The organism is Microbacterium foliorum, from assembly GCF_003367705.1.
In the GTDB taxonomy this organism is placed as follows: Bacteria; Actinomycetota; Actinomycetes; order Actinomycetales; family Microbacteriaceae; genus Microbacterium; species Microbacterium foliorum.
In genome coordinates, this window is sequence record NZ_CP031425.1 from 450,935 (window position 1) to 469,793 (window position 18,859).

The window sequence follows — 18,859 nt, forward strand, 5'->3', positions numbered from 1 at the left end:
CCATGTGCGGCATCGTCGGAATGGTGGGCTCTGCCCCGGTCAATCAGGACATCTACGACGCACTCCTGCTGCTGCAGCACCGCGGCCAGGATGCGACGGGCATCGCGACCGCTGAGGCGAACGGCGTCATGCACAACGCGAAGGCGCAGGGCATGGTCCGCGAGGCGTTCCGCACCCGCGACATGCGCGCGCTGCTGGGCAACGTCGGACTCGGTCACGTGCGCTACGCGACCAAGGGCACCGCGTCGAACGAGGAGGAGATGCAGCCGTTCTACGTGAACGCGCCGTACGGCATCATCCTCATCCACAACGGCAACCTCACCAACACCCGTGAGCTCACCGCCGACATGGCCCAGCGCGACCGCCGTCACCTCAACTCCTCGAGCGACACCGAGCTGCTGCTCAACGTGCTCGCCGGTGAGCTGCAGAACACCACGTCGACGGTCGACCTCGACTCCGAGCGGATCTTCGAGGCGGTCGAGCGCACGCACGAGCGCATCGAGGGCGCCTACGCGGTGATCGCGGTGATCGCCGGATACGGTCTGCTGGCCTTCCGTGATCCCTTCGGCATCCGCCCGCTGATCCTCGGACGTCGTCCGTCGACGGTCGCCGGAGCGGAGGGCCGCGACGAGTGGGTCGTGGCCAGCGAATCGCTCGTGCTCGAGAACGCCGACTACGAGGTCGTGCGCGAGGTCGAGCCCGGTGAGGCGATCTTCATCACGAACGAGGGCGAGCTGCACAGCCGCCAGTGCGCGAAGGACGCCACGCTCGCGCCGTGCGCGTTCGAGTACGTGTACCTCGCGCGTCCCGACTCGGTCATGAACGGCGTCTCGGTCTACGAGTCGCGGCTGCGCATGGGCGACAAGCTGGCCGACACCATCGCGAAGCACGTCCCGATGGACAAGATCGACGTGGTCATGCCGATCCCCGATTCCTCGCGTCCCGCGGCCATGGAGGTCGCGCGCAAGCTGGGCATCGAATACCGCGAGGGCTTCTACAAGAACCGCTATGTGGGGCGTACCTTCATCATGCCCGGGCAGGCGGTGCGCAAGAAGAGCGTACGGCAGAAGCTCAACGCCATGTCGACGGAGTTCCAGGGCAAGAACGTGCTGCTGATCGACGACTCGATCGTGCGCGGCACGACCTCGCGGGAGATCATCCAGATGGCCAGGGACGCCGGCGCCACGTCGGTCACGTTCGCCTCGGCGGCGCCCCCCGTGCGGTATCCGCACGTCTACGGCATCAACATGCCCTCGCGCCACGAGCTCATCGCGCACGGCCGCACCATTCCCGAGATCGCCGCCGAACTGGGCTGCGACCACCTGGTCTACCAGGAGGTCGAGGACCTCAAGGCCGCGATCACCGAGGGGTCGGTGCTCGACGATCTCGACATGAGCTGCTTCGACGGTCGGTACGTCACCGGCACCGTCTCCGACGAGTACCTCGCGTGGGTGGAGGGGTCGCAGACCTCGTGACCTCGGGTGCGCAGCCGCTGTGGCGTGGACGCGCGCTCGCCCTGATCGGCATCGTCCTCGTCGCGTTCTCGCTGCGATCGGCCGTCGCCTCGCTGTCGCCGGTGATCGACCATGTCGCCGAGGACTTCCCGGTCTCGTCGGTCGTCGTCGGTCTCATCGGGGCCGCTCCGCCGGTGTGCTTCGCCGTGTTCGGTCTGCTCACCCCGCTGTTCGAGCGTCGCTTCGGTCTCGAACGCGTCGCGGTCGTCGCGATCGCACTGATCGCGGCGGGTCTGCTGCTGCGCAGCCTCGCGGTCGATTCGACGTCGCTCCTCGCCGCCACCGCCGTGGTGTTCGCGGGCGTCGGCTCGGGGAACGTGCTGCTGCCGCCGCTGGTCAAGAAGTACTTCCCCGATCGCCTCGGGCTGATGATGACGGTCTACTCGACCACGATGGCCGTGTCGACCTTCGTCCCACCCCTCGTCGCCGTGCCGATCGCCGACACGGCGGGCTGGCGCGTGTCTCTGGGGCTGTGGGGCGTGTTCGCCGCGATCGCGCTGGTGCCGTGGGTGACGATGCTGCTCGCGCACCGCACGGCCGGTCCCGCCGCGCGCGTGCCGGTGTCGGGTTCGGCGGCTGATTCGACGTCGACGGATGCGGAGACGGATGCGGATGCGGAGACGGACGCCGACGCCGATTCCCGCGCCGCCTCGCTGGCGACCGGCCCGATCGGCACAGCGCCCGCCAACCCCCGGGTGTTCGGTCGACTGTGGCGCCTGCCTCTGGCCTGGTCTATCGCGCTCGTCTTCGGGGCGTCGTCGACCGTGGCCTACGTCTCGTTCTCGTGGTTGCCCACCATCATGATCGATGTGGGCGGTGTCTCGCCGTCGAACGCGGGGCTGCTGCTGTCGCTGTTCGGCCTGATGGGGCTGCCGTGCTCGCTGATCGTGCCGATCCTCATCGTGCGCTTCCAGGCGACGCGACCGGTGTTCTTCTTCGCGATCACCTCGGGACTGATCGGCCTGGCCGGTTTCCTCTTCTTCCCGACCGTCGGACTCCCGCTCTGGGTCGTGCTGTTCGGCCTCGCACCGGCACTGTTCCCGGTCGCGCTGGTGCTGCTGAGCATCCGTGCCCGCACACCCGAGAGCGCCGTCGCGCTGAGCGGTTTCGTGCAGAGCATCGGGTATGCCGTGGCGGCCGTGTTCCCCCTGCTGATCGGCCTGCTGCATGACGTGACCGACAGCTGGGTGATCCCTCTGTGGGTCCTGGTCGGCGTGCTGATCGCCGTCATCCCCGCGGGCTGGGTCGCCGGTCGACGACGCACGATCGAGGAGGACTGGGAGCGCCGATACGGGCGGTGGTGACGCGCGCGATCGGACCTCAGACCGGGGGTCGCGGGGTCAGGCCGTCGCGGGAGTTCTCTGCACGGTGGGCAGACGCACGTCGTCGCCGAGCCTGATCGTGCCGGACGAGACCGAGCCCTCTGTCGTCGCGGGAAGCAGCAGGCGTCCCAGCGTCGGCTCCTCCTGAGCGAGGGCGCCGGTGAGGGTCGTGAGCACCTTGGCGTCGCGGAGGCCGGTGTCGGGGTTCGCATGCGTCGCGAGACACCGCACGATGGGTCCTTCCGTCTGCAGCGTCACCTCGCCGATGCGCACCTCGCCCGACCAGTCGAGCTCCTCCCAGGCGTCGACGCCGTCGATCACGATGTTCGATCGGAAGCGGCGATCGTCGACGTCGATCCCGAGTGCGCCGCTCAGTGCGAGGGTGCTCGCTCGTCCATGCACCGAGATGAAGCCGCGAGCGCGGTCCTGGAAACGCGCCGTCTCACCGTCACCGACGAGCACCAGCGGCAGACGACCCGGGCGCGAGAGCTTGCGGCCCTCGGGGGTGGCGAGGACGAACTCGGTGACGGCCTCGGCCAGCGCGGTGCGACCGTCGGCATCGAGGCCGGCCTCGACCAGCAGGTCGCCGCCGTGTCCGATCCGCACCCGACCGGAGGTGTCGTCGTATCGGGTGCGCAGCGCGGCCACCGAGGGGAAGTCCTGCAGTGAGAGACCCCGCGCCTTCGGCCAGTGGTCCAGACCGTCGTCGCGCCGTTCCGGTGTCGCAGCGTCCGCGAACCGGAAGGCGAGCACGCGGTCGCCGGCGACCCTGCCGTCGGACTGCACCTGCAGCTCCTCGACGGACTCGGCGGTGAAACCCTTGATGGGGTGGCGGTAGAGGGCGGTGACGCGGGGCATGCGCCGATTCTCTCAGGTGTCGAGAACGTCGACCGCCGGGTACGACGAAACCCCCGCAGGTCGTGCGGGGGAGAAGTCGAACAGAGGGGCGATCAGGCCTTCTCTAGTTCATCCTCGTCTTCGTCTGCGTACTCGTCGGCCCACTTGTCGACGTACGCGTCTTCCGAGTCACTCGGGTGCGCGAGCTCACGTTCGAGCGCCGAGTAGTTCACCGACGGACTGAATGACTTCAGTTCGCGAGCGATCTTGGTGTGTTTCGCCTTTTGACGGCCACGGCCCATGCGCGAGACCCCCTCACGAGTTAAGCTGCGGGCAACGAGAGCCCGAGTCATTCACGACACCGGCTGAAGGCCGGTAAGAGTAGCATTCAGAATAGCACGCGGGCGGACCGCCCTGGCCCGTCGGCAGGCTGGTGAAGGGAGCGATCCTCATGACCGAGAGCAACGCGACGCACGCCGATGAGGCGGCGCAGAACGCGACACTGCAGAAAGCAGTCATCGTCGGGATGCAGCCGGGCCAGGCGCCCAGAGTCATCGAGGAGGCCGCGCGCTACGCCCGACTGTTGCGTGTGCCCCTCGTGGTGGCCCATGTCGATGTCACGCGCTTCGTCACCTACGAGGATCCTGACGGGTACGTGCATTCGGCCCCCATCGACGTCAATTTCGACGCGGGCGCGGCAGAGTTCGAGGCGGTGCAGGCTCAGGCTGCCGCCGTGCTCGACGGATCGGGGCTCACCTGGACCGCGAGGCAGCTCGTCGGAGATCCCGCCCTCGCGATCAAGCAGCTCGCCCACCGACTCGATGCGCAGCTGATCGTCGTCGGCACGCGCAAACGGGGCATCGGCGAATCGATCAGGGAGTTCTTCACGGGTTCGGTGGCCGCGCGACTCGCCCACCGTCAGCACCGGTCGGTGCTGGTGGTCCCGCTGGAGGAGCCCGTGCCCGACACGCAGCCGGAGATCTGGACGGAGTAGGGCGCGCGTTTCGTCTCGTCGCTGCGCTCCTCGCTCAACGGGCGGGGTGCGTCCGGCGGCGGAGGGGGTGCGCGTTTCGTCTCGTCGCTGCGCTCCTCGCTCAACGGGCGGGGTGGGTCCGGCGGGTGAGGCGGCGGAGTAGGGCGCGCGTTTCGTCTCGTCGCTGCGCTCCTCGCTCAACGGGCGGGGTGGGTCCGGCGGTGAGGGGGCGGAGGGGGAGGCGCGTTTCGTCTCGTCGCTGCGCTCCTCGCTCAACGAGCGGGCGGGCGGATCCGGCCGTTGAGCGAGCGGAGCGAGACGAAACGCGCAGGACGTCAGCGCCCCAGTGCCGCGAGGGCGGTGGTGATGCCGCGAGCGGCGGCATCCAGTCCGTCCTCGAGCTGCGTCACCACGGATGCCGGCAGCGTGCCGCCCTTCGCGATGTGGGTGCGCAGGTCGGTGCGGACCCTCGCACGGAAGGCGTTGATGACGGCATCCGCTCGGTGCATCTCCTCACGGGTGAGGGAGCGCTCGTCGTCGCCCGCACTGCGGGGACGCGACGGTGATGTGGCGCGATCGTCCTTCGCGGCGGTGGCGAGGTCGGCACGGAGGCTCTTCATGGCCTCCTTGACGCTCTGGCGCACCTCATTGGCGATCAGCCGCACCGAATCGGTCAGCCCCGCCTCGATGCCGGCGAGGTCGCCCTCTCGTGAGGCGAGCTCGGCGCGTCCGGAGTCGGTGATCGCGTAGATCGTCGTGCGGCCGTCGACGGTCTTGCTGACGAGGCCCTCCTCTTCGAGCTTGGCCAATCGCGGGTAGATCGTGCCGGCGCTGGGCGTGTACGTCCCGCCGGTGCGGTCCGTCAGCGCCTGGATGATCCCGTACCCGTGCTGGGGTGCTTCGGCGAGCAGCGAGAGGAGGTAGAGCCTCAGGTCGCCGTGAGAGAAGACCGCCGGACTCATGCTTCCCACTCCGCATCGTCGGTGATGGATGCCGGTGAGCGGCGGAGCACCGTGACGCCGCCGGAGACCGAGTTGGCGCGCAGGTCGACGAATCGGCCGGCCAGCTCGCCGGTCGATCCGGTGTAGTTGCTGGGGCCCGACGTGTTGCGCTCCACGCCGTCGATGAGGAGGCGCCCGCTCAGCGAGCGGATGACGTAGTTCGCGGCGAGCGACTCGTCGAGTCGCACGGTGGTGCCGCCGGACACGGAGTTCACGGTGATGGTGTTGACGTCTCCCGCGGCGTCGACGAGCGTCGAGCCCGACACGATGTCGACGGTCGCGCGACGCACGGTGCCGGTGACGGCGAGGTCGCCCGAGACGCTGTTCGCACTGATGGATCCGGTCAGTCCGCGCACCTGCACGTCGCCGGACACGGAGTTGACGGTGAGGTCGCCGATCAGGGTGTCGACGATGAGGTCGCCCGAGACGGTGTTCAGACGTGCATCGTTGCGGATGCCCGACACCAGGGCCCCGGCGCTCACGACGCCCAGGTTGAGGGCGACCGAGCGGGGGACGGCGACGCTGACCTCGGCCTTGGGTCCTCCGGAGCCGAAGTTGCGGAACACCTCGAGGAAGTTGTCCCAGCCGAGCTGCGGATGGTCGATCTCGACCTCGCCGTCGTTCGCCTCGATGCGCAGGTCCTTGGTGGTGACGCCGTGCACCTCGATGCGGATGCCGGGTTCATCGTGCGCGATGACGTCGACCTGGCCGCCGACCAGACCGATCTTCAGCCGGGTGACGTTCTCGATGTCGATCACGCGTTCTTCGCCGGGGGCGACGAGCCACTTCTCGGTCATGTCTGCTTCTCCTGTGTCGAGCGATCACGATATATCGTGTTTCGGTCAGAGTAACACGATATATCTCGACTCTGTCAACCCCTCATTCGGCGTGCGACTGAACCTGCCGGTATCGGGAGAGGACGACGGAGAGCACGGTTCTGCCGTCGCCGAAGACCGGGACGAGGAACACGGCGTGCGCCAGGTACCAGAGGTGCAGGTGCGACTGCGGGATCAGCATCAGAAGGGCGATGCCCGCGACCACGCAGGACCCGGGCCCGGCGAGCGCCGCGAGAAGCGCGGCTCTCCCGCTGATCCGGCCGTGCGCGCTCACCGACAGTCGCCACAGCGTGCGCTCGAGCGTGATGGCCGTGATCCCGCGCGCACGCGAGAGCACGAACAGGTGCCCGAGCTCGTGCAGGCCGAAGGAGCAGCAGAGCCCGAGGACGTAGTGCGCGGCGAGTGCGGCGACTGCATCCGCGATCCCCGTCTGCTCGGTGACGGCGGCGAGTGCCCCGGTCGCCACGACCAGCGCGCCGAAGCCGAGATGGAGCGGCCAGGCCGCGAGGAGGAGCCATCGGCAGATGAGGCCCGCGCCGACGCGCTCGGCGCGGGCCGACCACATCTCAGCTCCCCCCGGCGAGGAGGTATCTGCGGCGCTCGACGAGCGCATCGTGCACGGCGAACACGGCGAGGATGAAAACCGTCACCACGATGATGCTGAGGATGATCGGAAGCGCGTCGTTCAACCCCGCTCCCAGCTGGGTGGGCCCGTCAGCGCTCGGATGCACCTCGACGAACACCGCCCCGAAGAAGCCGAGCCTTCGGCCCTCCGTCGATCCTTCCGCGAACATCAACCAGATCGCGGTGGCGATCGCCGCCCCCGCGGTGACGACGAGCGCTCCGACCGCGCTCACGGCGGTCCTCAACAACCACTTCATGACGAGCGGTCCTTTCTGTTCGGTCCATCCCTGCGATGGAGAGTGCGGCAGAGAGCAGGGTGAGGAAGACCATCACCCCGATGGTGAAGGGAGTCGGCAGTCCGAGGAGGTTCGTGCCGAGCATGATCGTCCCCACCACGAGCCCGGCGATGGCGACACCGGCGATCACCGAGAACGGGTTGCCCTTCTCGGGAGGGAAGGCGATTCCGGCGAGAGTCAGGACGACGATGTTGGACGCCGCGAAGCCGATGACGGTGAGGATGGCATCCGCGGGTGTCCCGGTGAGCGCCGAGAGGGCGCTCACCGGGACCGCGATCAGCGCGAGCACCGCCAGCTGCGGGCCGAGGATCAGGAGATAGCGCATCGACCCGCCGTGCCGCCGCGGCCCGGTGGCGCGCAGCGACTCGGTCGAGACGAAGGAGTAGACGGACTGCACCGAGACCGCGATGAGCAGCAGAGGGGGGAGCCGGACGTTCGCGAGGAACAGGGCGTACGACCCCGCCAGAGCCAGCCCGATCACGGTGATGGTCTCGATCGCCCGGATGTGGGCCGAGAAGTAGACGCCGAACTCGGTCGACCCGAAGAGGCGGGGCATGACGGCGAAGCGCCGCGTCGGCTCGAACTGCCGCGGCGCCATCGCGATGACGGCGAGCACGAGCAGCGCGACCGACGGCACCCACGCCGACAGCGCGGCGAGCAGTCCGTGCGACGCGGCGATGTCGGCGAAGATCAGCGAGGGGGCGAAATAGTCATCGCCCTGACCGACGGCCGCGAAGAGCACCGGCTCGGACTGTGATGACACCCCGAGATAGACGGCGACCATGGCGCCGGCGAGCGCCACCGGTACGAGAAACGCCCGGAGCCGGGCGAGACGGATGCGCAGGAGCAGCCGCTCGAGCGCCAGGTAGGCGACACTCGTCAGCAGATAGGCGACGACCGCCGGCAGGATCACGCAGGTCACGATGTCGTCGAGGATGCCGACGCCGCCGATCGACAGTGCCCCGGAGATGACGGCGCCGAGCGCGAAGGTGACCGCGATGGCGACGAGCAGGGTCTCGAAGAGCAGCACTCCGAGACCGCGCGCTCGATTGGTCAGCGGAAAGGAGAAGGTGAGCTCGATCAGATCGCCGGCCTTCAGGAACAGCACCCGCACGACGGTGAACGCCGTGAGCACCCAGAGCGGTATCGAGACGCCGACGACGCGCACCAGGGGAGGAAGCTGCTCGGGGTCGACGATCAGTTGCCGCAGGGCGAGCACACCGAACGCGCAGAAGCCCACGAACGCCGCCGCGACCGCGGCGACGAGCGCCCAGCGGACGGCCGCGACGCGGAGCACGCCGCGGCGGAGGATGCGTCGCACCAGGAACATCCAGAGGAAACCGGCCAGCTGCAGCGACGGCCTCATGGCGATTCCTGCGCACGGGCGAGCGCGAGCGCCCGCCGGACCAGCGCGTCGACCGATCCGAAGTCGTCGAGCACGCGCGAGGTGGGAAGGTCGAACGCGATCTCACCCCGGCAGAGCACGATCACGCGGTCGCAGACGTTCTCGAGGAGGCGGAAGTCGTGGCTGCACAGCAGCAGCCCGCGGTCGTCGGCCACGCGAGCGGCATCGAGCTCGAATTCGAACAGCGCGTCGACGTCGACGCCGTTGAGCGTCTCGTCGATGATCGTGAGCGGTCTGCTCAGGGAGAGTGCCGAGACGAGCTGGATCTTCTTGCGCATCCCGTGCGAGTAGTCCTCGATCAGGTCGAACTGCCGCCCGCCCATCTGATAGCGCTCGAGCAGGTCGTCGACGGTGGCCTCGTCGGGAGCCGTGCGGTAGAGGCGATGCATGAGCTCGATGTACTCGCGTCCGGTCAGGAACTGCGGCAGGGTGTCGTTGCTCGCGATGTAGCAGAGCTGTTCTCGAGACGCGCGGGTGTGGTTCGGGCGACCGTCGATGGTGATGTCGCCCCGGCGCACCTGCAACAGGTCTGCCACGAGGCGGATGAGCGTCGACTTGCCCGAGCCGTTCGGCCCCACCAGGCCGACCCTCTCGCCCTGGGCGAGCGAGAACGAGACGTCACGGAGTGCCGTGGCCCGTGCCGAGTATCCGAAGGTGACGTCGGCCACCTCGAGCAGGGGCGAGGAATCGGGGCGCGGGGAGTCGTCGCCCCCGTGCATCGGCACCGATGCACGGGGGCGACGTGGGTCTAGACGCATTCGATCCACACGGAGACGCCGCTCTTGCCCCACTTCCAGTTGCCGCTGAATCTGCGACCCCCGGCGGAGAAGAAGCACCACAGCGCCAGTGCCGCCAGGAACGCGACCCCGAAGACGAGGATCGCCGCCATCAGCACCAGCCACCAGGCATCCATCCGCAGGATCGCATCGTCGATCGCGTCCTGCGCACGCCGACGCATCATCGTCGGTTCGATTGCCGCCAGTAGGGACATGTACACCACCTCCATAAATTTTCACAGCGAGAGGCGTGCTGCCTCTTGCACGTAAACATAGTCATATGAGTGCAGAATGCTGACATACGTTTGCGCACGAGCAAGAGCGGTTGACCTTGACGCAGCGTCAACTCCTAGCGTGGGGACATCGCACGACGAGCCCGCGGGAGGAGCAGAGATGGCAGGGAGGGAGTGGTCGATCCAGGAGGTCGCGAGGCTCGCGAGCACCACGAGCAGAACGCTGCGCCACTACGACGCGATCGGGCTGCTGCCGGCATCGCGCGTCGCGCGCAACGGCTACCGCCAGTACGACGAGACCGCGCTGCTGCGCCTGCAGCGCATCCTGCTGCTGCGCGACCTCGGGCTCGGGCTGCCGCAGATCGCCGAGGTCCTCGACACGTCGACCTCTCGAGGCGGTGAGCAGTCCGCACTCAGGACCCACCTCGCGCTGCTGCGCGAGGAGCAGGGCCGGCTGGCGCGACAGATCGCGTCGGTCGAGAGCACCATCGAGACACTGAGAGGAGGGGAGGAACTCATGGCAGAGAACATGTTCGACGGGTTCGATCACACCCGACATCGGGAGGAGGTCGAGCGCCGGTGGGGCCGCGAGGCGTACGCCGACAGCGACCGCTGGTGGCGGGGGATGGCAGAGGGCGAGCGCGCCGACTGGCAGCAGCGGGTCTCCGACCTCGGACGGGACTGGATCGCCGCCGCCGAGAGCGGCGTGGATCCGGCATCGACCGAGGCTCAGGACGTGGCGCGACGCCACGTGGCCTGGCTCGCCGGCATCCCCGGCACTCCGGCGGCAGTCGCGGGGGGCGACGTGCGAGGCTACGTGATCGGACTCGGAGAGATGTACGTCGCGGACCCGCGCTTCGGCGCCAACTATGCGACATCCGCCGGCGGCACGCAGGGAGCGGAGTTCGTGCGTGACGCGCTCCGCGTCTACGCGGAGGCGAACCTCTAGCGCGTCGCCTCGTCGAGCTCGCTCTGTGACCGGGACCTCCGGTCGCAGAGCGAGCAGCGGAGCAGGAGAGGCACGAGCCGCATTGCACAGGCCGCCACGCCACGGCAAGGGCAGGAGCGGATGCCGAGGCGGGGCGTAGGGTCGTGGCATGGGCCACCGCCGGAGACGCACGAACGCCGCGCCGCTCTTCATCGCCGCCGCCGTGGCCTACGCCGCCAACTGCGCGCTCGGACTCGCCGTCGCCGCCCGAGTCATCGACACGAGCGGATTCCGCTGGCTGCATCATGCGATGTACATCGCCACCTGCGTGACGTCCGCCGCCGCGTTCTCGGCGCTCCTCTGGGGGCGGCCGAGGCCCGCGAGCCGACGCGCCGCCCTGGCCCTCGCGCCGGCGGCGGTGCCCCTCGCGGCCATCCCGCACGTGGGAACGCACACCCGCCGGCATCCGCTCGTCGCGCTCGCCGCGGCGCCCTTCATCGTCGCGGGCCTGATCTGCTCGCGCCTCGTCACCGACCGGAAGTGAACGCATGGAACTGCTCGACGCCATCCGCCGCCGCAAGACCACGAACGGGCCCTTCCTGCCCGACCCGGTGTCGGAGGAGCATCAGCGCATCCTGCTCGAGGCGGCGGGGCGGGCGCCCTCGCAGCTGAACAGTCAGCCGTGGCGTTTCGTGGTCATCGAGAACCGCGACACGATCGACAAGATCGCCCGGATCTCCGGTGAGAGCATGACCGAGGCCATGTCGAACGGCACGTTCTTCGAGCGGTACAAGCCGTACTTCCGCTTCAGCCAGGCCGAGATGGAGGAGAAGCGCAGCGGGATGCTGTTCGACAAGCTCCCCGCGGCGCTGCGGCCCTTCACGAGCCAGGTCTTCACCAAGCGCGGCCAGAAGCTGATGAACACGTTCGGCGTGCCCAAGACGCTGGGGGAGGAGAACCACAAGCTGGTCGGCGGATCCCCGTTGCTGCTCGGAGTGATGCTCGATCGCAGCGAGTACCGTCCGGGCCAGCTGTCGTCGTTCTACTCGGTGTTCAGCATGGGCGCGGCGATGGAGAACGTCTGGCTCACCACCGTCGAACTGGGCATGGGGATCCAGTTCATCTCGTTCCCGATGGAGGTGCCGGGGCGCTGGGACGAGATCAACGCGCTGCTGCGCGTGCCCGACGACCTGGAGCTCATGGCCGTCTACCGGCTCGGCTATCTGCCCCCGGAGCAGCGCCGGCCGGCGATCGACTGGTCGAGCCACCAGCGCAAGCTCGTCTCGCAGTACGTGTTCCGCGAGAACTGCGACGAGCCCCAGCAGGGGTGGGACTCGCCGCCTCCCGGGGCCGGCGCGCCGCCCCGGGACTGAGCGTCACCCGCCGCTCGTGCGCGGGAGTACCGTGAGGTCCTGAAGCGCGGGCCCCTCGATGCGGGTGCCGTCGGGGGCGAAGCGCGAGGCGTGCAGCGGGCAGTCCCACGTGCATTCGGCGTCGTTCCACGCGAGCACGCCGCCGAGGTGCGGACACACGGCCGAGACCGCGCGGGTCACTCCGTCGACCGTCGAGATCGCGACGGGGCGCCCACTGCGCTGCGCGACGACGCCTTCTCCCTCGGCGGGCCTCGGCACGGGAACAGGACGGGACTCGGCGTCGATCCACCCGGTCGTCGCTGCCGCGGCGACCTTGGCCCCCTCGACCGCGCCGCGCGCGAGATCCGCGGGGACGGTGAGCCTCGTGCCGATCTTCACCATCCACCCAGGACGATCGTGCCAGCTCGCGCCCAGGATCTCGGCGGTGAGACGCAGGGCGGCGGCGGGGGCGTTCGACAGCCCCCACTTCGCGTATCCGGTCGCGAAGCGGATGCGACCGAGCCCGCGAGGCATCGCGCCGACGAAGGGGATCTGGTTGTGCGACTCGTAGTCCTGAGCCGACCAGCGGTGGGTCTCCTCCGCATCGGGGAAGTACGTGCGCGCCCAGGACACGAGGTCGTCGACGGCCGCGGCCTCACCGTCGGAGCGTCCGACGGGGTGTCCGTTGCCGCCGACGACGAGACGCGCGTCGCCACCGGGGCCGTCCGCGGAGGACACGGGGCGGATCGAGCGGGTGGGGCTGTCGACCGAGATGAAGGTGCTCTCGGGAACGTCTCCCGGCACGCGGAACGAGACACAGTATGAGCGGAACGCGCGCATCTTGGCGAAGTACAGGCCGCGGTCGAGGATGGGGTATCCGGTCGCGATCACGATGTGGTCGGCGAAGAGGGGACCGACCGGCGTCTCCACACGCGGATCGGGGAGGGCATGGGTCGCGGTGACGCGGACGCCGGTGTGCAGGGTCCCTCCCGCGGCGAGGAGCTCGGCTGCCAGGGCGCCCGTCACCAGGGCCGGATCGATGGTGACCTGCTCGTCGAGCGCCACCGCGCCCGCAGCGGGGAACGCGCTGGACGACAGCTCGGACCGCGAGAGCAGCCGCGTCGGGAGTCCCGCCTCGCGCGCCGCCGCGTGCACCTGCCGCACCGCATCGAGTCCGCTCTCGTCCTGCGCGTAGGAGTGATCGGTGCGTCGTTCGTACGAGACCCCGGCGTGATCGGCGAATGCGACCAGCCAGTCCATGCCCTCGCGGTTGCCCTCGACGTATGCCTGCAGCAACGAGGCCGAATGGTGCGCCCGGATCTCGGCGAGCCGTTTGCCCTGCAACAGGTTCAGCTTGCCGGTGTTGCCTCCCGTGGCGAGTTCGGCGACCTCGCCCGCCTCGATCACCGCGACGTCGAGTCCGGCGCGCGAGAGCATCACGGCCGTCGTCAGGCCGGTGAGGCCCGCGCCGACGATGATCACGTCGTGCCGCGCCCCGGGGTCGAACGGTGTACCGGTGGGAGGGGTCCGGTCGAGCTTCCACAGTGGCTTCATGACCCCAGTCTTCGCGTCGGAGCTTCTGATCCGCACCCGGTTGACAATCGCCGATCACCTTGCAACGGCCGGACTAGAGTTGCCGCGTGACCCTTCGCCCCCTGCTGCTCGTCTTCGCCGGCGGCAGTGTCGGCACGGCAGCACGGCTCGCCGTCGGACTCGCGGTGCCCGATGCAGGCGGAGTGCCCGTCGCCACTCTCCTGGTCAATGTGCTCGGCGCGCTGCTCATCGGCATCCTCGCGGCACGGCTGCCGCAGACCACGGGTCTGCGAGTGTTCCTCGGCACGGGTGTGCTCGGCGGTTTCACCACCTACAGCGCGCTCATGACGGGCACGGATGCGCTCTGGGCGCACGCCCCGCTGCTCGCCGCCGCCTACGCCGGGATCAGCCTCGTGCTCGGTCTCGCGGCGGCGGTGCTCGGGGTGTGGATCGGACGCCCTCGCTCGACCGCTCGCCGCGCAGGAGTCGACTCGTGAACCCCCTGGTGTTCGTCGCAGCGGCGCTCGCCGGGGGTGTGGGTGCCGCGCTGAGGTACCTCGTCGATCTCGGCGTCGCGAAGGTCGCCGGTCGTCGCTTCCCCTGGGGCATCTTCGTCGTGAACCTCACCGGCTCGTTCGCGCTGGGCGTCGTGACGGCGGCGCTGCCCGATCAGGCGTTCCTCCTCGGCGCCGGTCTGCTCGGCGGCTACACGACCTTCAGCACCGCGATGCTCGACACGGTGGCGCTCTGGCGCGACGGCGAGCGCGGGGCATCCGCATTCAACGCTGTCGGGATGCTGCTGCTGGGCCTGCTCGCGGCCGGTCTCGGGCTCGCGCTCGGCTCTCTGCTCTGACCTCGCTGACCCCGTGCGCCGCCCTCGGTGCTCCGGCATGTCCACCGTGAGGTGCGATCTGACGCTTGCGCGGCGTGGACCGGTCAGGTTAGTGTCTTGCTAATCGTTTAACTGTTAATCGTTTAACATGGCGATTCCGCTCGATGCGATGCCCTGCACCCGTCAAAGGAGACACCGATGTCCCGCACCTCTCGCCGCACCTTCGCCGCGCTCGCCGCCTCTGCGGCAGCCGTCCTCGCGCTCAGCGCCTGTGCGTCATCGACCGGGGGCGAGGGCTCGTCGGGAGGAGACGTCACCCTCAGCTACGCCATCTGGGATGAGAACCAGAAGCCCGCGATGGAGGACATCGCCGCCGCCTTCGAGGAGGAGAACCCGAACGTCACCATCGACATCCAGGTGACGCCCTACAAGGAGTACTTCACGAAGCTGCAGACCGCGGCCACCGGGGGATCCGCCGCCGACGTCTTCTGGATGAACGGCCCGAACTTTCCGCTCTACGCCTCGAACGGGCAGCTCGCACCCCTCGATGACGCGGGCGTAGACGCCGCCGACTATCCCCAGGGACTCATCGACCTCTACACGTTCGACGGAAAGCTGTACGGCGCACCCAAGGACTTCGACACGGTCGCCCTCTGGTACAACACGGAGCTCTTCGACGCCGCAGGCGTCGACTACCCGACCGCCGGCTGGACGTGGGACGACTTCACCGCGGCGGCCGCCGCGCTCACCGACCCCGCCAAGGGCCAGTTCGGTGTGGCTGCGAGCCAGTACGGCCAGGAGAACTACTACAACTCGATCGCGCAGGCCGGCGGCGAGGTCATCTCGGCCGACGGCACCGAGAGTGGGTACGGCTCGCCCGAGGCACTCGCGGGCATCGAGCTGTGGACCGACCTGATCGAGGCCGGTTCGTCTCCGACGGCGCAGCAGATGACCGACACCAACCCCGAGGACTTCTTCCTCTCCGGCAAGGTCGCGATGTTCCAGAACGGTTCGTGGGCGGCCATCGCCTACGGGGACAACGCCGAGATCGCCGACAAGGTGAACGTGGCGCCGCTTCCCGAGGGGCCGGAAGGCAACCAGAGCGTGATCCACGGTGTGGGCAACGTCGCCAACGCGAAGAGCTCGCATCCGGTCGAGGCGCAGGCGTTCGCCGCCTTCGCGAGCGGTGAGAAGGCGGCGCAGATCCAGGCCGAGTCCGGCACCGTGATCCCCGCATTCAACGGCACCCAACAGGCATGGGTCGACGCCCTGCCGCAGTACGACCTGCAGGTCTACATCGACGCTCTCGACACCGCAGTGCCCTACCCGGTCTCGAAGAACACGTCGGCGTGGACGAGCATCGAGAGTGAGGTGCTGTCGCAGGTCTGGTCGGGCGCCGTCGCCCCCGAGGCGGGCCTGAAGGACCTCGCCGAGCAGATGCAGACAGCGCTCGATGCGGAGCAGGAGTAACCGGCCATGACCGTCGTCGCGTCAGCTGCGGCCGCGCAGGCGGAGCGGATGCCGGACGCGCCCAGCACCGGCACCCGCCGCCGCCGGCGCAACCCCGGCGCGTCCCCCTGGTGGGCTCTCGTCTTCCTCGGCCCCACGGCCCTCGGCATCGCCGTCTTCTACCTGTGGCCGACCGTGCGCACGCTCCTCATCTCGTTCACGAAGTCGGGGCCGTTCGGCGGCGCGGAGTGGGTCGGGATCGAGAACTACGTCCGCCTGTTCCAGGACCCGGAGCTGATCGGGGCGCTGCGCAACACCGCCGTCTACACGGTCATCGCCCTGATCGGGATCCCGCTGGCGGTCGGGATCGCCGCCCTCCTGAACACCGCAGGGCTCAAGGGCCGCAGCGCCTATCGGACGCTGTACTTCATCCCCGTCGTCACGATGCCCGCAGCGATCGCGCTGGTGTGGCGCATGATCTACAACGGCGACTACGGCGTGCTCAATGCCGCCCTCGATGCTGTGGGCATCGACGGCCGGAGCTGGCTCACCGATCCGAACACCGCCCTCGTGGCCATCGCGGTCGTGGGTATCTGGGCGGGCCTCGGCACCAACATCGTGATCTTCCTCGCCGGGCTCCAGGGCATCCCCGACACGATCATGGAGGCGGCCGATCTCGACGGTGCGGGTCCGGTGCGCAAGTTCTTCTCCATCACCATCCCCCTGCTGTCGCCGTCGATCTTCTTCGTCAGCGTCATCAGCGTGATCGGGGCGCTGCAGGTGTTCGACCTCATCTACATGATGCTCGGCCGCAGCAATCCGGCCATGCCCAACACCCGCACGGTCGTCTACCTGTTCTACGAAGCCGGGTTCCTCGACAACGACCGGGGCTATGCCGCCGCCGTCGCCTTCCTGCTGCTCGTGATCATCCTGGTGCTCACGGTCGTGCAGTTCCGTCTGCAGAAGAAGTGGGTGCACTATGAGTGAGGTCTCGCTCGACACGCGTGCCATCGTCGGCGCTCCGACGGGCCGCTCGGCCACCCGCCCCGGAAAGCCCCGCAACAGGGCGCTCTGGATCGTCCACGTCGTACTCCTCCTCGGCGCGATCCTCATGGTCTTCCCGTTCATCTGGCAGCTGCTGACCTCGTTCAAGACGCTGTCGGACTCGGTGCAGGTGCCGCCGAGCCTGCTCCCGCGAGAGTGGGTCTTCACGAACTTCGCCGAGGTCTTCGAGTCGATGCCTTTCGCGCAGATGTTCGCGAACTCCGTACTGCTCACCGTCGGTCGAACGGTCGGGCAGGTGGTGCTGTGCACCATGGCCGGGTATGCGTTCGCCCGCATTCCGTTCCCGGGACGCAACGCGCTGTTCGTGGTGTTCCTGTCGGTGCTCATGGTGCCCTCGCAGCTGTATCTGCTGCCGCAGTACGAGATCATCCAGGCGCTCGGGTGGCTCAACACCCTGCAGGCACTGATCGTGCCGGGGATCTTCAGCGCCTTCGGCACGTTCCTCATGCGTCAGTTCTTCATGTCGATGCCGGCGGAGCTCGAGGAGGCGGCCCGCATCGACGGGGCGAATCCGTGGCAGACCTTCTGGCGGATCATGGTTCCGCTCGCGAAGCCTGGCATCATCGCTCTCGTGGTGTTCACTGTGCTGTGGTCCTGGAACGATCTGCTCTGGCCGTTGATCGTGACGACCGACCCCGCCAGGATGCCGCTGTCCGTCGGGCTCTCGCAGCTCGTCGGCATCCACGGCACCGACTACCCGGTGCTGATGGCGGGAGCGTTGCTCGCGACCCTGCCGATGCTGGTGACCTTCATGATCCTGCAGCGGCAGTTCATCCAGGGCATCGCCTTCAGCGGATCGAAGGGCTGACCGATGGCAGAGCGCAGGCAGCAGTCGACGACCTCACGGCGTCCGACCCTCCGCATGGTCGCAGAGCGCGCAGGCGTCTCGACCGCCACGGTGTCGTACGTGTTCTCCGGGCGCTCGGGCGCGGCCTCGGGGGCGGGCGTCGCCGAGGCCACCGCAGCCAGGGTGCTCGCGGCGGCCGACGAGCTCAACTACCGGCCCAACATCGCGGCGCGGACGATCCGCACCGGGCGCAGCGGAATGGTGCAGCTCTCGCTGCACATGCTCAGCGACCCGTGGTCGCTCGCGGTCGCAGACGCCGTGAACGTCGAGGCCAACAGGCACGGCCTCACGACGCTCATCCTCGCCGACGGAGACTGGCATGCGGCTCTCGACCGGGTCGAGAGCGACGTCGCCTATCTCGACGGGGTGGGGATCGACGAGGATGCCGAGCGCAAACTCGCCGACCTCGTGCAGCGCGGACAGCGACTCGTCGTGTTCTCGGAGCACCTCGAACCCGCCGGATTCGACGTCGTGCGGTCGGACGCGATCCCCGGGTGCGAACTCGCGATGGATCATCTGCTCGAACGGCACGTGCGGATCGGATGCCTGGCCGCCGAGGGGGCCGTGCGCCTGGCACCCACGCAGGTCACCCGGTACACGCCATACCTCGAGAAGATGGCGGATGCCGGCCTCGAGGTCGATCCCGAGTGGACGGCGACCTACACCGAGGGTCAGGCGAGCGCCTTCGCTGAGGCGGTGCGGCTGCTCTCGCGCGACGACCGGCCGGATGCGATCTACGCGACGACCGACTTCGCGGCCATCGCGGCCATCAATGCGGCGCACATGCTCGGACTCCGCGTGCCGCACGACGTCGCGGTCATCGGCGTCGGCAACACCCCCGACGCTCAGCTCATCGCTCCCACCCTGACCACGGTCGGCCCGACCGACTTCTACGACCGGCAGGCGCGCATCATCATCGACCGCGCGCTCGCGGCAGACGACTCGCCCGCACAGCTGCACGAGTTCGCCTGGTCGTTGTTCCCCGGGGCGTCGACGGACCTCGATTCCTCCACCACTCACGCGCGCTGACGCAGTC

General features: G+C 68.8%; 22 protein-coding genes. 12 read left to right on the top strand and 10 right to left on the bottom strand.

The features are described from left to right. Positions 1-2 precede the first annotated feature (2 nt). Together purF and DXT68_RS02160 are read left to right on the top strand one after the other, a co-directional pair. Positions 3-1,475 carry an amidophosphoribosyltransferase gene (gene purF, locus DXT68_RS02155; protein ID WP_045254364.1) on the top strand — a complete coding sequence of 491 codons (1,473 nt, stop codon included), beginning with the start codon at positions 3-5 and terminating at the stop codon, positions 1,473-1,475. Beyond that, positions 1,448-2,818 (top strand): MFS transporter, encoded by a 1,371-nt coding sequence (locus DXT68_RS02160; RefSeq protein ID WP_244268191.1) that lies wholly within the window; start codon positions 1,448-1,450, stop codon positions 2,816-2,818. Before purF ends, DXT68_RS02160 begins: the two co-directional genes overlap by 28 nt. 36 nt (positions 2,819-2,854) lie before the next feature. Here the strand turns inward: DXT68_RS02160 and DXT68_RS02165 are convergent, their stop codons facing one another. Together DXT68_RS02165 and DXT68_RS02170 are read right to left on the bottom strand one after the other, a co-directional pair. Beyond that, on the bottom strand, positions 2,855-3,694 hold the full coding sequence (locus DXT68_RS02165; protein ID WP_045254363.1) for an MOSC domain-containing protein: 840 nt from the start codon (positions 3,692-3,694) through the stop codon (positions 2,855-2,857). Between the two features lie 92 nt (positions 3,695-3,786). Further along, complete coding sequence (locus DXT68_RS02170; RefSeq protein ID WP_045254362.1) at positions 3,787-3,975, bottom strand: DUF3073 domain-containing protein; 189 nt, start codon at positions 3,973-3,975, stop codon at positions 3,787-3,789. 149 nt (positions 3,976-4,124) lie between these two features. Between DXT68_RS02170 and DXT68_RS02175 the strand changes: the two genes are divergently transcribed. After that, positions 4,125-4,667: a universal stress protein gene (locus DXT68_RS02175; protein ID WP_052677740.1), complete on the top strand. Its 543-nt coding sequence runs from the start codon at positions 4,125-4,127 to the stop codon at positions 4,665-4,667. Between the two features lie 314 nt (positions 4,668-4,981). On the opposite strand, the gene DXT68_RS02180 is transcribed toward DXT68_RS02175, so the two are convergent. The 7 genes from DXT68_RS02180 to DXT68_RS02205 form a co-directional block, all read right to left on the bottom strand. After that, positions 4,982-5,608: a PadR family transcriptional regulator gene (locus DXT68_RS02180; protein WP_045252740.1), complete on the bottom strand. Its 627-nt coding sequence runs from the start codon at positions 5,606-5,608 to the stop codon at positions 4,982-4,984. Beyond that, positions 5,605-6,444, bottom strand: a complete 840-nt coding sequence (locus tag DXT68_RS02185) for a DUF4097 family beta strand repeat-containing protein (RefSeq protein WP_045252741.1) — start codon at positions 6,442-6,444, stop codon at positions 5,605-5,607. The genes DXT68_RS02180 and DXT68_RS02185 overlap by 4 nt, the downstream gene beginning before the upstream one ends. Positions 6,445-6,526: 82 nt before the next feature. Beyond that, the gene (locus DXT68_RS02190; RefSeq protein ID WP_045252742.1) at positions 6,527-7,048 is read right to left on the bottom strand and encodes a hypothetical protein; all 522 of its coding nucleotides are present in this window, start codon (positions 7,046-7,048) and stop codon (positions 6,527-6,529) included. A 1-nt stretch (position 7,049) separates the two neighbouring features. Continuing rightward, positions 7,050-7,172 (bottom strand): hypothetical protein, encoded by a 123-nt coding sequence (locus DXT68_RS17300; protein WP_279625466.1) that lies wholly within the window; start codon positions 7,170-7,172, stop codon positions 7,050-7,052. A gap of 25 nt (positions 7,173-7,197) precedes the next feature. Beyond that, a complete protein-coding gene (locus tag DXT68_RS02195; protein ID WP_045252743.1) occupies positions 7,198-8,769 on the bottom strand; it encodes a hypothetical protein in 1,572 nt (523 codons plus the stop codon). Continuing rightward, entirely contained in the window at positions 8,766-9,527 is a 762-nt protein-coding gene (locus tag DXT68_RS02200; protein WP_244268081.1) for an ATP-binding cassette domain-containing protein, read from the bottom strand. The genes DXT68_RS02195 and DXT68_RS02200 overlap by 4 nt, the downstream gene beginning before the upstream one ends. Before the next feature lie 29 nt (positions 9,528-9,556). Further along, complete coding sequence (locus DXT68_RS02205; protein ID WP_045252769.1) at positions 9,557-9,799, bottom strand: hypothetical protein; 243 nt, start codon at positions 9,797-9,799, stop codon at positions 9,557-9,559. Positions 9,800-9,977: 178 nt separating this feature from the next. Here DXT68_RS02205 and DXT68_RS02210 point away from each other — a divergent pair, with 178 nt between their 5' ends. The 3 genes from DXT68_RS02210 (at position 9,978) to DXT68_RS02220 (ending at position 12,118) form a co-directional block, all read left to right on the top strand. Beyond that, positions 9,978-10,766: a MerR family transcriptional regulator gene (locus DXT68_RS02210; protein WP_045252744.1), complete on the top strand. Its 789-nt coding sequence runs from the start codon at positions 9,978-9,980 to the stop codon at positions 10,764-10,766. A gap of 148 nt (positions 10,767-10,914) precedes the next feature. After that, positions 10,915-11,289, top strand: coding sequence for a hypothetical protein (locus DXT68_RS02215; protein WP_045252745.1), 375 nt, complete (start codon positions 10,915-10,917; stop codon positions 11,287-11,289). 4 nt (positions 11,290-11,293) lie between these two features. Then, entirely contained in the window at positions 11,294-12,118 is an 825-nt protein-coding gene (locus tag DXT68_RS02220) for a nitroreductase family protein (protein ID WP_045252746.1), read from the top strand. A 3-nt stretch (positions 12,119-12,121) separates the two neighbouring features. On the opposite strand, the gene DXT68_RS02225 is transcribed toward DXT68_RS02220, so the two are convergent. After that, on the bottom strand, positions 12,122-13,651 hold the full coding sequence (locus DXT68_RS02225; RefSeq protein WP_045252747.1) for an FAD-dependent oxidoreductase: 1,530 nt from the start codon (positions 13,649-13,651) through the stop codon (positions 12,122-12,124). An 86-nt stretch (positions 13,652-13,737) separates the two neighbouring features. Between DXT68_RS02225 and DXT68_RS02230 the strand changes: the two genes are divergently transcribed. From DXT68_RS02230 to DXT68_RS02255, 6 genes are all read left to right on the top strand, one after another. Continuing rightward, positions 13,738-14,127 carry a fluoride efflux transporter FluC gene (locus DXT68_RS02230; RefSeq protein WP_045252748.1) on the top strand — a complete coding sequence of 130 codons (390 nt, stop codon included), beginning with the start codon at positions 13,738-13,740 and terminating at the stop codon, positions 14,125-14,127. Further along, positions 14,124-14,483 (top strand): fluoride efflux transporter FluC, encoded by a 360-nt coding sequence (locus DXT68_RS02235; RefSeq protein WP_045252749.1) that lies wholly within the window; start codon positions 14,124-14,126, stop codon positions 14,481-14,483. The genes DXT68_RS02230 and DXT68_RS02235 overlap by 4 nt, the downstream gene beginning before the upstream one ends. A 177-nt stretch (positions 14,484-14,660) precedes the next feature. Continuing rightward, entirely contained in the window at positions 14,661-15,932 is a 1,272-nt protein-coding gene (locus DXT68_RS02240) for an ABC transporter substrate-binding protein (RefSeq protein ID WP_045252750.1), read from the top strand. Between the two features lie 6 nt (positions 15,933-15,938). Beyond that, the gene (locus DXT68_RS02245; protein WP_045252751.1) at positions 15,939-16,898 is read left to right on the top strand and encodes a carbohydrate ABC transporter permease; all 960 of its coding nucleotides are present in this window, start codon (positions 15,939-15,941) and stop codon (positions 16,896-16,898) included. Further along, complete coding sequence (locus DXT68_RS02250) at positions 16,891-17,784, top strand: carbohydrate ABC transporter permease (protein WP_082068779.1); 894 nt, start codon at positions 16,891-16,893, stop codon at positions 17,782-17,784. The genes DXT68_RS02245 and DXT68_RS02250 overlap by 8 nt, the downstream gene beginning before the upstream one ends. A 3-nt stretch (positions 17,785-17,787) precedes the next feature. Beyond that, positions 17,788-18,852: a LacI family DNA-binding transcriptional regulator gene (locus DXT68_RS02255; protein ID WP_045252752.1), complete on the top strand. Its 1,065-nt coding sequence runs from the start codon at positions 17,788-17,790 to the stop codon at positions 18,850-18,852. Positions 18,853-18,859: the final 7 nt, after the last annotated feature.

Bases quoted from the DNA above. Each gene is read 5' to 3' on its own strand.
- purF (WP_045254364.1), top strand. From the start codon at position 3: ATGTGCGGCATCGTCGGAATGGTGGGCTCTGCCCCGGTCAATCAGGAC.
- DXT68_RS02165 (WP_045254363.1), bottom strand. From the start codon at position 3,694: ATGCCCCGCGTCACCGCCCTCTACCGCCACCCCATCAAGGGTTTCACC.
- DXT68_RS02170 (WP_045254362.1), bottom strand. From the start codon at position 3,975: ATGGGCCGTGGCCGTCAAAAGGCGAAACACACCAAGATCGCTCGCGAA.
- DXT68_RS02175 (WP_052677740.1), top strand. From the start codon at position 4,125: ATGACCGAGAGCAACGCGACGCACGCCGATGAGGCGGCGCAGAACGCG.
- DXT68_RS02180 (WP_045252740.1), bottom strand. From the start codon at position 5,608: ATGAGTCCGGCGGTCTTCTCTCACGGCGACCTGAGGCTCTACCTCCTC.
- DXT68_RS02185 (WP_045252741.1), bottom strand. From the start codon at position 6,444: ATGACCGAGAAGTGGCTCGTCGCCCCCGGCGAAGAACGCGTGATCGAC.
- DXT68_RS02190 (WP_045252742.1), bottom strand. From the start codon at position 7,048: ATGTGGTCGGCCCGCGCCGAGCGCGTCGGCGCGGGCCTCATCTGCCGA.
- DXT68_RS02195 (WP_045252743.1), bottom strand. From the start codon at position 8,769: ATGAGGCCGTCGCTGCAGCTGGCCGGTTTCCTCTGGATGTTCCTGGTG.
- DXT68_RS02200 (WP_244268081.1), bottom strand. From the start codon at position 9,527: ATGCACGGGGGCGACGACTCCCCGCGCCCCGATTCCTCGCCCCTGCTC.
- DXT68_RS02205 (WP_045252769.1), bottom strand. From the start codon at position 9,799: ATGTCCCTACTGGCGGCAATCGAACCGACGATGATGCGTCGGCGTGCG.
- DXT68_RS02210 (WP_045252744.1), top strand. From the start codon at position 9,978: ATGGCAGGGAGGGAGTGGTCGATCCAGGAGGTCGCGAGGCTCGCGAGC.
- DXT68_RS02215 (WP_045252745.1), top strand. From the start codon at position 10,915: ATGGGCCACCGCCGGAGACGCACGAACGCCGCGCCGCTCTTCATCGCC.
- DXT68_RS02220 (WP_045252746.1), top strand. From the start codon at position 11,294: ATGGAACTGCTCGACGCCATCCGCCGCCGCAAGACCACGAACGGGCCC.
- DXT68_RS02225 (WP_045252747.1), bottom strand. From the start codon at position 13,651: ATGAAGCCACTGTGGAAGCTCGACCGGACCCCTCCCACCGGTACACCG.
- DXT68_RS02240 (WP_045252750.1), top strand. From the start codon at position 14,661: ATGTCCCGCACCTCTCGCCGCACCTTCGCCGCGCTCGCCGCCTCTGCG.
- DXT68_RS02245 (WP_045252751.1), top strand. From the start codon at position 15,939: ATGACCGTCGTCGCGTCAGCTGCGGCCGCGCAGGCGGAGCGGATGCCG.
- DXT68_RS02250 (WP_082068779.1), top strand. From the start codon at position 16,891: ATGAGTGAGGTCTCGCTCGACACGCGTGCCATCGTCGGCGCTCCGACG.
- DXT68_RS02255 (WP_045252752.1), top strand. From the start codon at position 17,788: ATGGCAGAGCGCAGGCAGCAGTCGACGACCTCACGGCGTCCGACCCTC.